At 65.2% G+C, this 13957-nt stretch carries 14 protein-coding genes; 8 read left to right on the top strand and 6 right to left on the bottom strand.

The annotated features are described in order from the left end of the window. Window positions 1-409: 409 nt before the first annotated feature. The 6 genes from H4O11_RS12775 to ykgO form a co-directional block, all read right to left on the bottom strand. Entirely contained in the window at window positions 410-1663 is a 1254-nt protein-coding gene (locus tag H4O11_RS12775; protein ID WP_182339806.1) for a TraB/GumN family protein, read from the bottom strand. 4 nt (window positions 1664-1667) lie between these two features. Continuing rightward, window positions 1668-2198 carry a GNAT family N-acetyltransferase gene (locus H4O11_RS12770; protein WP_182339805.1) on the bottom strand — a complete coding sequence of 177 codons (531 nt, stop codon included), beginning with the start codon at window positions 2196-2198 and terminating at the stop codon, window positions 1668-1670. 21 nt (window positions 2199-2219) lie between these two features. After that, window positions 2220-3107, bottom strand: a complete 888-nt coding sequence (locus tag H4O11_RS12765) for a carbon-nitrogen hydrolase (protein WP_182339804.1) — start codon at window positions 3105-3107, stop codon at window positions 2220-2222. A gap of 543 nt (window positions 3108-3650) precedes the next feature. Next, window positions 3651-4691: an agmatine deiminase family protein gene (locus tag H4O11_RS12760; RefSeq protein WP_182339803.1), complete on the bottom strand. Its 1041-nt coding sequence runs from the start codon at window positions 4689-4691 to the stop codon at window positions 3651-3653. A gap of 42 nt (window positions 4692-4733) precedes the next feature. Next, window positions 4734-5063: a hypothetical protein gene (locus H4O11_RS12755; protein ID WP_182339802.1), complete on the bottom strand. Its 330-nt coding sequence runs from the start codon at window positions 5061-5063 to the stop codon at window positions 4734-4736. A 130-nt stretch (window positions 5064-5193) separates the two neighbouring features. After that, a complete protein-coding gene (gene ykgO, locus H4O11_RS12750) occupies window positions 5194-5319 on the bottom strand; it encodes a type B 50S ribosomal protein L36 (RefSeq protein WP_005409283.1) in 126 nt (41 codons plus the stop codon). Between the two features lie 195 nt (window positions 5320-5514). Between ykgO and cmk the strand changes: the two genes are divergently transcribed. From cmk to galU, 8 genes are all read left to right on the top strand, one after another. Then, entirely contained in the window at window positions 5515-6192 is a 678-nt protein-coding gene (gene cmk, locus H4O11_RS12745) for a (d)CMP kinase (RefSeq protein ID WP_182339801.1), read from the top strand. Window positions 6193-6402: 210 nt separating this feature from the next. Continuing rightward, complete coding sequence (rpsA, locus tag H4O11_RS12740) at window positions 6403-8085, top strand: 30S ribosomal protein S1 (protein ID WP_182339800.1); 1683 nt, start codon at window positions 6403-6405, stop codon at window positions 8083-8085. Window positions 8086-8170: 85 nt separating this feature from the next. Beyond that, window positions 8171-8476, top strand: coding sequence for an integration host factor subunit beta (locus tag H4O11_RS12735; RefSeq protein ID WP_182339799.1), 306 nt, complete (start codon window positions 8171-8173; stop codon window positions 8474-8476). A gap of 71 nt (window positions 8477-8547) precedes the next feature. Beyond that, the gene (locus H4O11_RS12730; RefSeq protein WP_182339798.1) at window positions 8548-8829 is read left to right on the top strand and encodes a lipopolysaccharide assembly protein LapA domain-containing protein; all 282 of its coding nucleotides are present in this window, start codon (window positions 8548-8550) and stop codon (window positions 8827-8829) included. A 6-nt stretch (window positions 8830-8835) separates the two neighbouring features. Next, a complete protein-coding gene (gene lapB, locus H4O11_RS12725; protein WP_182339797.1) occupies window positions 8836-10014 on the top strand; it encodes a lipopolysaccharide assembly protein LapB in 1179 nt (392 codons plus the stop codon). A 3-nt stretch (window positions 10015-10017) separates the two neighbouring features. Further along, window positions 10018-10998 (top strand): MraY family glycosyltransferase, encoded by a 981-nt coding sequence (locus H4O11_RS12720; RefSeq protein ID WP_182339796.1) that lies wholly within the window; start codon window positions 10018-10020, stop codon window positions 10996-10998. Window positions 10999-11013: 15 nt separating this feature from the next. After that, window positions 11014-12918 carry a polysaccharide biosynthesis protein gene (locus H4O11_RS12715; RefSeq protein ID WP_182339795.1) on the top strand — a complete coding sequence of 635 codons (1905 nt, stop codon included), beginning with the start codon at window positions 11014-11016 and terminating at the stop codon, window positions 12916-12918. Between the two features lie 3 nt (window positions 12919-12921). Next, window positions 12922-13806 carry a UTP--glucose-1-phosphate uridylyltransferase GalU gene (gene galU / locus H4O11_RS12710; protein WP_182339794.1) on the top strand — a complete coding sequence of 295 codons (885 nt, stop codon included), beginning with the start codon at window positions 12922-12924 and terminating at the stop codon, window positions 13804-13806. The last annotated feature ends 151 nt before the right edge of the window (window positions 13807-13957 follow it).

Genomic DNA, 13957 nt, shown 5'->3' with positions numbered 1-13957 from the left:
ACCCAATCGGCACGCGCTCGGGTAGCGCCGAGCCATGCTTGGCGGAATTCGTGCCGCCCACGTCCCGCTGCGCTCGCCGACCATGGGTCGGCGCTACCAGCACCCAACCGGCACGTGCTCGGGTAGCGCCGAGCCATGCTCGGCGGAATTCCTGCCGCCCACGGTCCGCTGCGCTCGCCGACCATGGGTCGGCGCTACCAGCACCCAACCGGCACGTGCTCGGGTAGCGCCGAGCCATGCTCGGCGGAATTCCTGCCGCCCACGGCCCGCTGCGCTCGCCGACCATGGGTCGGCGCTACCGCCACCCAACCGGCACGCGCTCGGGTAGCGCCGAGCCATGCTCGGCGGAATTCCTGCCGCCCACGGCCCGCTGCGCTCGCTGACCATGGGTCGGCGCTACCTTAGCGGGTCAGCTGGCGACCTTGCCCCACACCTGGAACCCGGTCAGCCACAAACCCAGCATGCTGCCGATGTTGGTCAGCATGAAGGTCAGCACCACGCGGGTGACGCGGTTGCGGTACCAGCCCTTCAGCGTCTGCGCGTCGTCGCGCAGCTTGAGGAAGTCCTCGTAGGCCGGCTTGCGCAGGCGTGCTTCCACCAGCGCGGCGAACGCGCCCGTCGGAATGCTCAGGCGGAACGGCTTGAACGGGGCCACCACAATCGCGGTGAGGATGCTCAGCGGATGGCTGCCTGCCAGCAGGCAGCCCAGCCCGGCCAGGCCGCCGGTGTACATCGCCCACACCGCCAGCAGTTCGGTGCCCACGCCCAGGCCGCCACGGTAGAAACCCACGCCGATGCCGGTGGCCACGATGGCCAGGATGGCCAGGGTGAACCACGGGATGTTGCGCTTCCTGCCCACCGCTTCCAGCTGCGTACGCAGCGGTACCGGCGCTTCGTTGTCCGTTTCCAGGTAGCTTGCCAGGCCGGCCAGATGGCCGGCGCCGACCACCGCCAGCACCTCGCGCTGGGCGGGCTCCACGCCCTGCAGCGCACGTTCTTCACGCAGCCGCGTGGCCATGTAGCGGTCGCGCTCGCCAATGATGGCGTCGTACAGCGCGGGGCTTTCCTTGGCGAACTCGCCGAAGCTCGATTCCAGCATGTCGCCCTGTTTCAACTTCTCGATTTCGTCGCTGCCGACTTCATCGGAAGAGAACAGGCCCGCTGCCAGGCCGGTCATCAGCTTGATCTTGCCGAAGAAGCCCAACTGCTGTGACGCGCGCTTGAAGGTCAGGCCCACCTCGCGGTCGATCAGGTGGACCGGCAGGTCCCGTTCACGGGCCAGGGTCACTGCACGCTTGAGCTCGGCGCCTGGTTCGATCCCCAACTGTTCGGCCAGGCGGCGCTGGTAGGCCGACAACGCCAGGTTGGCGGCGAACAGCGCTACGCGGCCCTTGCGGATCACCTCCACCAGGTCCAGCTTGGCCAGCGTGTCCGGTTCGGTCAGTGCCTGCAGGCGCTGCGGATCCAGCTCCACGGCGACGGCGTCGAAGCGACCACTGTCGATCGCCCGTTCGACGGCCTCCACGCTGGCATGCGAAACGTGCGCCGTGCCGAGCAAGGTGTAACGCACGCCATCGCGTTCGACGATGCGCACAGGCTGTCCGGCGAACAGTGCATCGCCGGACAGGTCGTCGCCGGAAAGGGGAGGGGTGGTTTCAGTCATGCTCTCACTCATTTGAAGGGGCGCTGTCGACGCCGTCACCCAGTGCGCGCTGCATCTGCACCGTGTCCAGCCAACGGCCATGCTTGCGGCCGAGGCCCTGGAACACGCCGACCAGATGGAAGCCGAAGCGCTCATGCAGCTTGATCGAAGCGGTATTGGTCGGTTCGCCGATGACGGCCACCATCTGCCGGTAGCCGCGTTCGGTGCAGGCATCGATCAGCGCCTGCAGCAGCGTGGTGCCGACGCCGCGGCCCTGGAAGCGCGCATCCACGTAGACCGAATTCTCCACGGTCCACTGGTAGGCCACGCGGGTGCGGTAGGTGTTGGCATAGGCATAGCCGGCCACCTCGCCCTCGATCTCGGCGACGATGTACGGAAAGCCGCGGGAGACGATGTCCTGCATCCGTCGCGACATTTCAGCTGCGTCCGGGATGTCGTATTCGTAGGTGTTGACGAAATCGGTCACTTCCACCGCGTAGATCGCGGTGATCGCGGCGATGTCGGCATCGCCGACATCACGGATAAGCATGCCCATGGGTGCGGTTCCGGCAGGAAGTCAGTCGATGTAACGCTTGAGCAGGTCGCCGTAGGCGTCGATGCGGCGATCGCGCAGGAATGGCCAGATGCGGCGCACGTGCTCGCTGCGCTGCAGGTCGACCTCGCACACCAGTACGGTTTCATCGGTGCCCGCTTCGGCGATGAACTCGCCCTGCGGGCCCAGCACGTGGCTGTTGCCCCAGAACTGGATGCCCGATGCACCCAGTGGCGAGGGCTCGTGGCCCACCCGGTTGCAGCTCAGCACCGGCACGCCATTGGCCACGGCATGGCCGCGGTGGCTCAGCACCCATGCATCGCGCTGGCGGTCCTTTTCGTCCTGCGCGTCGTCGGGGTCCCAGCCGATGGCGGTGGGGTAGAGCAGCAGCTCGGCGCCGGCCAGCGCCATCAGGCGGGCGGCTTCGGGGTACCACTGGTCCCAGCAGACCAGCACGCCGAGACGGCCGACCGAGGTGTCGATCGGGGTGAAGCCCAGGTCGCCCGGGGTGAAATAGAATTTCTCGTAGAAGCCCGGATCATCCGGGATGTGCATCTTGCGGTACTTGCCCAGCAGCGTGCCGTCTTTCTCGAAGACCACGGCGGTGTTGTGGTACAGGCCGGCGGCACGACGCTCGAACAGCGAGGCGACGATCACGACACCATGCTGCCTGGCCAGCGCACCGATGCGCTCGGTGCTGGGACCGGGGATCGGCTCGGCCAGGTCGAACTCGTCGACGTTTTCATGCTGGCAGAAGTACGCACCGTTATGCAGTTCCTGCAACAGCACCAGCCTGGCGCCCTGCGCGGCGGCTTCAGCCACGCGCGATTCGATCACGGCGAGGTTGGCGGCGGCATCACCGTGGTTGCGCTCCTGGATCAGGGCGACGGTAAGGGGCTGGCGGGGGCTCATCCGGATGCGGTCCTGCAAGGGAAAACACGCATGTTAACGCGGATGCCGGAACGTGGCGTGGCGGCGGCTGAATGGCGAGATTGGCCGGCCTGCGGTCGGCAGAAACCGAAGCGTAAAGCCGAAGCTGCAGGGCGGGGGTTGGTGGGGCGGGACACGCGCAATGCGGCAGCGGGTAGCGCCGGGCCATGCCCGGCGGAATGGGAGATGGGTAGAGCAGGGCCATGCCCCCGCTGCTCTTGTTTTCGGCATCGCGCGAACGGCAGCGGGGCATGGCCCCGCTCTACCAATTTTTCTTACGTGGCCGGCGGCCCCCGGAACCTGTCAGGGGGCCGGGTGGTGGGGCGGGGTAGGTTGGCGGGACACGCGCAATGCGGCAGCGGGTAGCGCCGGGCCATGCCCGGCGGAATGTATCCGGTCGCCCCAGCGAAGAGCCGCCGAGCATGGCTCGGCGCTACAGATCCCCCAGATCCCCGCAACGTGTCGGGTGGAGGGAGCCCCTGGGTCAGGGGCCACAAGGCCACACAGCCGCCAGCCACGAGGGGCTCAGCCGTTCGCCAGCAACCCCGCCGGCAACTGCATCGTGATGCAATGCAGGCTCCCGTTCTGCCAGATCAGCGCCCGGCACGGAACCTGCACGATCTCGCGGTCCGGGAACGCCGCGGCCAGCACGTCACGCGCCGCATCGTCGGCATCGTCCCCGTAGGCCGGCATCAGCACCGCCCCGTTGATGATCAGGAAGTTCGCATACGATGCCGCCAGGCGACGGCCCTCGTCGATCACCGGCTGCGGCCACGGCAGCGGGAACAGGCGATACGGTTGGCCATCGGCCGTACGCAGTGCGGCCAGTTCATCGCCCATCGCCTGCAGTTCGGCATGGTGGGAATCGGAAACGTCATCGCAGGCCTGGTAGACGATGCTGTCCGCCGACGCGAAACGCGCCAGCGTGTCGATGTGCGCATCGGTGTCATCGCCTTCCAGGTAACCATGGTCGAGCCACAGTACCCGGTCCTGCTGCAGCCAGCCGGCCATGTCGGAACTGAGCGAGGCGCGGTCGCGGTCCGGGTGACGTTCGTGCAGGCACTTCCACGTGGTCAGCAGGGTGCCTGCACCGTCGGTCTCGATGCCGCCACCTTCCAGCGCGAACGGAATGCTCTGCCGTTCGGCGTTGGCGAACACGCCGGCCTCGTGCAGCACGCCAACCAGCTGGTCATCCAGGCTGGCGTCGAACTTGCCGCCCCAGCCGGTGAAGCGGAAATCGAGCAGGTGGAAGCCGCCGTTGGCGCGCTTGAGCGAAATCGGGCCGGAATCGCGCAGCCAGGTGTCGTCGTACTGCGCGGTCACGAAGTGGACGCGGTCCATGTCGATGCGGTTGGAGCGCAGGCGCATCTCGGCATACGTTTCCACGTCATCGTCGGCCACGCAGATCATCACCGGCTGGAAGCGGGTGATCGCCGTGACCAGCGCGATGTACGTTTCTTCCACCTGGCCCAGGCGGTCGGCCCAGTCGGTGTCGGCGGTCGGCCAGGCAATCAGGATGCCGCTCTGGGCTTCCCATTCGGCGGGAAAACGAAGGTTCTGGTTCATGGGCTCGCTACGGATGCCCGCATGGGTGCGGGCGTGGGGTCGTCAACGGATGGCCGGCCGGGGGCCGATCTCGTTCGGGGCCGCCTTGTTGGCCACCACGTCGATCACCTTCTGCTTCTCGAAGTAGACGGTGAACTGCGGGTAGACCCAGCGGTTGATGGTTGGCCATTGGCGCTTCTGCCCGCCGCGCGGATCCAGTTGCTCCGACGGTGCGCCGAACCGGTCCTGTACCTGCTGCATGCTCTGTCCACGCACCGGCAGTGCCCCGGCCGGCTTCCCGGCGGCGCGATCGACCAGCAGCGTATCGGCCAGCGCCGGTGCGGCGGCGGCAAGGGCGGCCATCACGGCCATGGTGTAAAGGTAACGCTTCATCTCGAGCAACTCCCCAGTGGTCAAGAACGGCGATTACAGCATGAATAAAGCAGAAAGCCGCCCTGAGGCGGCTTTCGGCATCAAACCGGCCCCGCGAAGGACCCGTGGACGGCCACGAAGGCCGGCCAACTCAGCGCTGGCGCGCCTTGAAACGCGGGTTCGACTTGCAGATGACGAAGATCTTGCCACGACGACGCACGACCTTGCAGTCACGGTGACGGGCCTTCGCCGACTTCAGGGAGGACAGGACTTTCATGGCATACCTCGGCGTAAACGTAAGTGTTCAAGTGGAGCGTGGCCGCGATATGCGAAAGACAATCGGCGTTGACGCTCGTTCAAGCCCGCCATTCTACCGGGCTTTTTTCCATGGTTTCAAGTGGTTGCACAAAGCAATCGCAGCAGGCGGTCAGGCTGGGGCTAGAATGAGCCCTTCACAGCCGCTGGAAACCCCATGTCCGTACTCGCTTCCGTCCTGACCATCGACGGCCCATCCGGGGCCGGCAAGGGTACCATCAGCCGCATCGTCGCGCGCCGGCTGGGCTGGCATTACCTGGACTCCGGTGCCCTGTACCGGGCGGTGGGCGTGGCGGCCAGCTGGGCCGATATCGACACCTCCGACGCCTCGGCGCTGGTCCGCTGCACCTTCGACACCAAGGTCCAGTTCGTCGAGCAGGGCGAAGGGCTGCGGGTACTGGTGAACGGGACCGACGCGACCGACGAGCTGCGGCTGGAGACCACCGGAGCGCTGGCCTCGGCCATTGCGGCCATCCCGGAGGTGCGCAACGCATTGAAGGAGCGCCAGCGCGCATTCAGGATCGCCCCTGGCCTGGTGGCCGACGGCCGCGACATGGGCACGGTGATCTTCCCTGACGCCCAGTACAAGGTCTTCCTGACCGCCAGTGCCGAGGAACGCGCCGAGCGCCGGCATAAGCAGTTGAAAGACAAGGGGGTTTCTGTTAGCTTTGATGACCTCCTGCGCGAGATCATGGCCCGAGACGCCCGTGATGCACAGCGCACCGTGGCGCCCCTGAAGCCGGCAGACGATGCCGTCCTCATCGATACCACTGGTATCGGCATCGATGATGTCGTTGCACGAGTGATGGATCTGCTTCCGGTTCCGGCTGCCTGATCCGTTCGCGTGGGAGTGCCGCCGGCAATGCCGGTGGTCGCAGTACCAAGGCAACATGCATCGCAATGTAGTAAAAGCTCCGTCGCGCAATGATGCGTGGCGGTTTAACCACTTCACACACGGCCTGCTTTACCGGGGTCGACCAACAGGCGGGCGGCAGGCATTCCTCGAAGGAACCAGCCGACCCATGTGTTCAACAGAGTAAATCTAATGACCGAATCTTTTGCCGAACTGTTTGAAGCCAGCCAGGCCAACCTGGCCAAGCTGAAGCCGGGCTCCATCGTCAGCGGTACCGTCGTGGAAGTCCGCGGCGATGTCGTGGTGATCAACGCCGGGCTGAAGTCCGAAGGCATCGTGCCGATCGAACAGTTCCGTAACGACGCTGGCGAAATCGACGTCGCCGAAGGCGATGTCGTCAAGGTCGCCCTCGACTCCATCGAGAATGGCTTCGGCGAAACCGTCCTGTCGCGCGAGAAGGCCAAGCGCGCGATGGTGTGGGACGAGCTGGAAGAAGCGTTGGAAAAGAACGAAACCATCACCGGCCGCATCAGCGGCAAGGTCAAGGGTGGTTTCACCGTGGACATCAAGGATGTCCGCGCGTTCCTGCCGGGTTCCCTGGTGGATGTGCGCCCCGTGCGCGATCCGGCCTACCTGGAAGGCAAGGAGCTGGAATTCAAGCTCATCAAGCTGGACCGCAAGCGTAACAACGTCGTGGTGTCGCGCCGCGCTGTCGTCGAAAGCGAGCACTCGGAAGAGCGCGAGCAGCTGATGGACAAGCTGCAGGAAGGCGCGATCCTGAAGGGTGTCGTCAAGAACCTGACCGACTACGGCGCGTTCGTGGACCTGGGCGGCATCGACGGCCTGCTGCACATCACCGACATGGCATGGAAGCGCGTGCGCCATCCGTCCGAAGTCGTGAATGTCGGCGACGAGCTGGACGTGCGCGTGCTGAAGTTCGACCGCGAGCGCAACCGCGTTTCGCTGGGCCTGAAGCAGCTGGGCGAAGATCCGTGGGATAACATCTCGCGTCGTTACCCGGCCAACAGCCGCGTGTTCGGCAAGGTCTCCAACGTGACCGATTACGGCGCGTTCGTCGAGATCGAGCCGGGCGTGGAAGGCCTGGTGCACGTGTCGGAAATGGATTGGACCAACAAGAACGTCAATCCGTCCAAGGTCGTGCAGGTGGGTGACGAAGTCGAAGTGATGGTGCTGGATTGCGACGAAGAGCGCCGCCGCATCTCGCTGGGCATGAAGCAGGTTGCCGCCAATCCGTGGGAAACCTTCGCTGCCACCCACAAGAAGGGTGACAAGGTGTCCGGCCAGATCAAGTCGATCACCGACTTCGGCATCTTCATCGGCCTGGACGGCGGCATCGATGGCCTGGTGCACCTGTCCGACATCAGCTGGAACACCACCGGCGAAGACATCGTCCGCAACTTCAAGAAGGGCGACAACCTGGACGCAGTGGTCCTGGCCGTCGATCCGGAGCGCGAGCGCATCAGCCTGGGCGTCAAGCAGCTGGAGCAGGACCCGTTCGGCCAGTTCATGGCGGTCAACCCGAAGGGTTCCAAGGTTGAAGGCGTGGTCAAGGAAGTGGACGCCAAGGGCGCCATCATCGACCTGGCCGACGGCATCGAGGGCTATGTTGCTGCCCGCGATATCTCCGTCGACCGTGTCGACGATGCGACCCAGCACCTGAAGGTCGGCGACAAGATCGAAGCCAAGTTCGTGGGCATGGACCGCAAGGGCCGTACCCTGCAGCTGTCGATCAAGGCCAAGGACGATGCGGAAATGCGCGAAGTGCTGGAAGACTACCAGTCCTCCTCTTCGGCAGGCATGACCCAGCTTGGCGCGCTGCTGCGTGCACAGCTGGGCGGCAACAAGTCCGAGTAATCGGCTTCCCGCTGTCGTAGTTTCCTGGGCGGCCCGGACAGATGTCCGGGCCGTTTCAGGGTTTGAGACCCTCGAAGAGCCCGTAATGACCAAATCCGAACTGATCGAAATCCTCGCGCGCCGGCAGGCGCACCTGAAGGCCGATGATGTCGATCTGGCGGTGAAGTCATTGCTGGAAATGATGGGGGGTTCGTTGTCGGCCGGCGACCGGATCGAGATCCGTGGTTTCGGCAGTTTTTCCCTGCATTACCGTCCGCCGCGGCTGGGGCGCAACCCCAAGACCGGGCAGTCGGTGGCATTGCCGGGCAAGCATGTCCCGCATTTCAAGCCGGGCAAGGAGCTTCGCGAGCGGGTCAGCGACGTGGCTCCGCAGGACGCCGATCCGGCCTGATTCCTGCATGCCGCGTGCGGTCCGGCCATCGAGTCGGATAAGCTACAGCCTTCCGTGACTGGAGCGGTCGCATGAAAGTTTTCCGTTTGCTGGTCCTGCTGGCAGTGCTGGTCGTTGGATTGATCATCGGTGCGGTCAACATGACCGAGATGACGATCAACCTGGTTTTCACCCAATTGCACACTTCGGTCGGCGTGGCGATGATCGCCGCGTTGCTGGTCGGAGTGGTGGTGGGTGCCGGGCTGGTGCTGGTGAGCGTGGTCGTCCCGCTCTACACCCAGTTGCGGCGCGCCAACAAGACCGCCTCGGCATCGCCGGCGGTTCCCCCCGTTTCTACGTTTGATGGACGCTGATCGAAGATGGATTTCGTCACCGAATATTTCTGGTTCTTCCTGTTCGTTCCGCTGGCTGCACTGGCCGGCTGGATCATTGGCCGCCGTGGTGGCCAGCGCCATGGGGACAACCAGGTCAGCCGCCTGTCCAGTACCTATTTCCGTGGCCTGAACTACCTGCTCAACGAGCAGCCGGACAAGGCCATCGAGCTGTTCCTGCATATCGCCGAACTGGACAAGGAAACCTTCGAGACCCAGGTCGCGCTGGGGCACCTGTTCCGTCGTCGCGGCGAAGTGGATCGTGCCATCCGCCTGCACCAGGGGCTGGTCAACCGCTCCGACCTGAGTGACGCGCAGCGCGTGCAGGCATTGCTGGCGCTGGGCGAGGACTACATGAAGTCCGGCCTGCTGGACCGTGCCGAAACCGTGTTCAGCGAGCTGGCGCAGATCGACCAGCGTGCTCCGCAGGCGCTCAAGCACCTGATCGGCATCTACCAGGCCGAGCGCGACTGGGAAAAGGCCATCGACAACGCGACGCGCTTCGAGGAAGTGACCGGCGAGCCGATGGGTAAGCTGGTGGGGCAGTTCGAATGCGAACTGGCCGAGCGTTTCCGCGGTGCCGGCAAGCTGGACGAGGCGCGTGCAGCGATTGCCCGCGCATACCAGGCCGATGCGATGTCCGTGCGTGCCGGCATCATCGAGGGGCGCCTGGAGACTGACGCCGGCAACGCGGAGGCCGCGGTGCGCGCCTTTGAACGTGCCGCGCGCAACGATCCCGAATACCTGCCCGAAGTGCTGCAGCCGTTGATGCAGAACTACCGCAAGGTGGGCGATCTCGGCGGCGCGCGCAGCTTCCTGTCGGAAATGACCGAGCATTACCGCGGCATCGCGCCGGTGCTGGCGCTGACCCGGTTGATGGAAGAGCAGGAGGGTGTTTCGCCGGCGCGGGCCTACCTGGGGCGCCAGCTCAAGGACCGGCCGTCGGTGCGGGGAGAGTCGGCGCTGATCGACCTTACCCTGGCCGAGGGCGCCGACCCCACCGCCACCCTGCATGATCTCAAGCACATCACCGACCAGTTGCTGGTGCGCAATCCGGCTTACCGCTGCACCCGCTGCGGGTTCGGCGCGCGCACCCATCATTGGCAATGCCCCAGCTGCAAGGAATGGGGCACGGTCAAGCCGCTGCTGAACTACGCGGTGTTGTGATCGATGGGGCGTGCTGAAGCGGCGATTGCCCTGCTGGTGCTGGTGCTGCTCGCCGCATCGTTGACGTGGCTGGCGCGCCGTTACGCACTGCATCGGCAACTCGTGGACCAGCCCGGCGAGCGTCGCAGCCACCATGTCGCGACCCCGCGCGGTGGCGGCATCGCCATCGTACTGACCGTGCTGCTGGCCACGCTGGCAGCGGCCTTCTGCTTTCCTGCGGCGGCACCGCGGCTGATCGTGTTCGCCGTTGGCCTGCTGCTGGTGGCCGGCATCGGCTGGTGGGATGACCATCGCCCATTGCCGGCGCTATGGCGATTGCTGGTGCACATGCTGGCCGGGGCGTTGCTGGCCGGGTTGGCCTGGCAGGCCACCGGCAACCTGCTGCAGGCGGTGCTGGTGTTCCTGGTCGCCACCGCGCTGGTGAACCTGTGGAATTTCATGGATGGCATCAACGGCATCGCCAGCAGCCAGGCCGTGGTCGCCGCGCTGGGGCTGGCGGCGGTCATGCCGGCGCCCTACGCCTTCGCTCCGCTGGCGCTGGCGGCCGCCTGCCTGGGTTTCCTGCCGTTCAATTTTCCGCGTGCGCGGATCTTTATGGGCGACGTCGGCAGTGGGGCGCTGGGCTATCTGCTGGCCGCGTTCGTAGCGTTGGCCAGCGTGGCTACCGACATCAATTGGCTGGCGTTGCTGGTGCCCCTCATGGCCTTCCTCGTGGACGCGGGCTTCACACTGCTTTCCCGCATGCTCTCCGGGCAGCGTTGGATGGAGCCGCATACACAGCACGTCTACCAGCGTGCAGTTAAGGCCGGTGCCAGCCACACACGCGTGACCGGCGTGTATATTCTGCTGGGTTTCAGCGGATCGGCGGTACTGGTAGCCATTGCTTCGCTGCCTTCACTGCAGCAAGGTGGCGTGGCGGTCGCCTGGGGTGGGCTGTTGGCCTGCCTGTGGGGTGTCATGCGCGTTCGCCTGCGCAATCATTGAGGATCTGTACTGGTCATGTCATTCAGGCGTAATCGAATCACCGCGCTGTTGCCGCGGGCCGCCATCATTGCCCATGATCTGTTCATGGTCTGGGCGTGCTGGCAGTTGCTGCATGCCGGCCGCTACTCCATCCTCCCCGACGCGCCGGCGCTTCCGCTCTGGAACGTGGATACCTCGCTGGTGCTGGGCATCCAGGCGCTGGTGTTCTGGCGGGTGGGGCTGTACCGCGGGCTATGGCGCTTTGCCAGCGTGGCCGACCTGATCAACATCTTCAAGGCCAGCTTCATCGGCCTGGTCGCCATCGTGCTGACCCTGGCATGGAAGCGCTTCAATGGCGTGCCGATGTCGGTGCTGGTGATCTATCCGTTCGCACTGTCGGCACTGCTGGGCGCGCCCCGCCTGTTGTACCGGGCGTGGAAGGACTACCAGGCGTTGCAGTCCGATTCCAGCGGCAAGCGGGTGCTGATCCTGGGCGCCGGCCAGGCCGCCGAGGCGCTGGTGCGTGACCTGCGCCGATCCGGTGAGTTCGAGCCGGTCGGCCTGCTCGACGATGCGCCGCACCTGCAGGGCGCCAAGCTGCAGGACCTGCCCATCCTGGGCACGCTGGACGATGCCGCGGCCGTCGCGCGCGAAACCGCGGCGCGGCTGATCGTCATCGCCATTCCTTCGCTGGATGCAGTCGGCATGCAGCGCGTGGTCGGCCTGTGCGAAAGCACCGGTGTTCCCTTCCGTACCGTGCCCAAGCTCAGTGACATCCTGCAGGGGCAGTCGCTGCCCGGCCAGCTGAAGGAAGTGGCCATCGAAGACCTGTTGGGTCGCAAGCCGATCCAGCCGGATTGGGCATTGATCCGCAACTGGCTGGGCGGGCGTACCGTGCTGGTCACCGGCGCCGGCGGCTCCATCGGCTCGGAACTGTGTCGCCAGTGTGCCCGCCATGGGGCAGGGCGCATCGTGCTGCTGGAGATGAGCGAGCTGCTGCTGCTGACCATCGAGGCCGAACTGCGCCGCAGCTTTCCCGATATCGAAGTCGAGGCCGTGCTCGGCGACTGTGGCGATCCTGCGGTGATCCGCCATGCGCTGTCGCTGCACCGCGTCGAGGCGACCTTCCATGCTGCCGCCTACAAGCAGGTGCCGGTGCTGGAACGCCAGCTGCGCGAAGCGGTGCGCAACAACATCCTGTCCACCGAAAACGTGGCACGTGCCTGCCTGGAAGCCAAGGTGGAGCACTTCGTGTTCATCTCCACCGACAAGGCGGTGGATCCGGTCAATTCGCTCGGCGCCAGCAAGCGCTATGCGGAGATGATCTGCCAGAGCCTGGACCAGAAATCCACGCACACCCGCTTCGTCACGGTGCGCTTCGGCAACGTGCTGGCTTCGGCCGGCAGCGTGGTGCCGGTATTCCGCGAGCAGATCCTCAAGGGCGGCCCGGTCACGGTCACCGATCCGGAGGTGACGCGCTATTTCATGACCATTCCCGAGGCCTGCCAGCTGATCCTGCAGGCCGCGGCCTCTGCGTCCCACGGCGCCATCTATACGCTGGACATGGGGGAGCCGGTGCCGATCCGGGTGCTGGCCGAGCAGATGATCCGGCTGGCCGGCAAGCAGCCGTACAAGGACATCGCGATCATCTATACCGGGCTGCGTCCGGGCGAAAAACTGCACGAAACCCTGTTCTACTCGGACGAGGACTATCGGCCGACCTCGCATCCCAAGGTGCTGGAGGCCGACGTGCGTACTTTCTCGCGTGACCTGGTGCTGGCCAACGTGCCCCGGCTGCGCGAGGCCATTGCCTCGTATGACATCGAAGCGATCCAGGAAATCCTGTTCGCCACGATGCCCGAGTTCGATCCGCTTCAACAGGATGCTTACATTCCATCCGCTAACGTAGTGCCCTTTCCCGCGCGAGAAGCCAACAGGTAAATGATGAGCAAGCGAGTTCGTAAGGCAGTTTTTCCAGTGGCAGGGCTAGGGACACGCTTTTTGCCGGCAACCAAGACGGTTCCAAAGGAAATGCTGCCGATCATCGATCGTCCGCTGATCCAGTACGCCGTCGACGAGGCCATCCAGGCCGGCTGCGATACCCTGATCTTCATCACTAACCGCTACAAGCATGCGGTGGCTGACTACTTCGACAAGGCCTACGAACTGGAGCAGAAGCTCGAGCGTGCGGGCAAGACCGAACAGCTGGAGCTGGTCCGCCACGTGCTGCCCAACGGCGTGCGCGCGGTATTCGTGACCCAAGCCGAAGCGTTGGGGCTGGGCCATGCGGTCCTGTGCGCGAAAGAGATCGTTGGCGACGAGCCGTTCGCGGTCCTGCTGCCTGATGACCTGATCTACAACCGCGGCGATGGCGCGCTCAAGCAGATGACCGATCTGAACGCCTCGACCGGTGCCAGCGTGATCGCCGTCGAAGACGTGCCGCACGAACAGACGGCCAGCTACGGTATCGTCGCCACCGATGCGTTCGATGGCAGCCATGGCCGCATCTCGGCCATCGTCGAAAAGCCCAAGCCGGAAGACGCACCCAGTGACCTGGCGGTGGTGGGCCGTTACGTGCTCAGCCCGAAGATCTTCGAGCTGCTGGAAGCGACCGGCACCGGTGCCGGTGGCGAGATCCAGCTGACCGACGCCATTGCGCAGCTGCTCAAGAGCGAGCCGGTCGACGCGTATCGTTTCGAAGGGCGTCGTTTCGATTGCGGCACTCATCTCGGCCTGGTGGAAGCCACCATCCGCTTCGCGTTGAACAGCAAGAAGCTGGCCAAGCCGGCCCGGCAGAAGCTGCAGGAAATGCTCGCCGAAGACGATTGATCCGGCGAACGGCTGGGCCCCTCGTGGCTGGCGGCTTTTACGCAGCTGCGGGGTGGGCCGGGCGGTGGGGCTGGTCGGGGGACGGCAAAAGCCGCATCCTGCGGGCCTCGTTTCGCGCCATCCTTGGCGCTCAACGCCCCCGCGAACCCAC

It is taken from the genome of Stenotrophomonas tumulicola, from assembly GCF_014117215.1.
Taxonomy (GTDB): Bacteria; Pseudomonadota; Gammaproteobacteria; order Xanthomonadales; family Xanthomonadaceae; genus Stenotrophomonas; species Stenotrophomonas tumulicola.
This window is presented reverse-complemented; position numbering and strand designations above follow the sequence as displayed.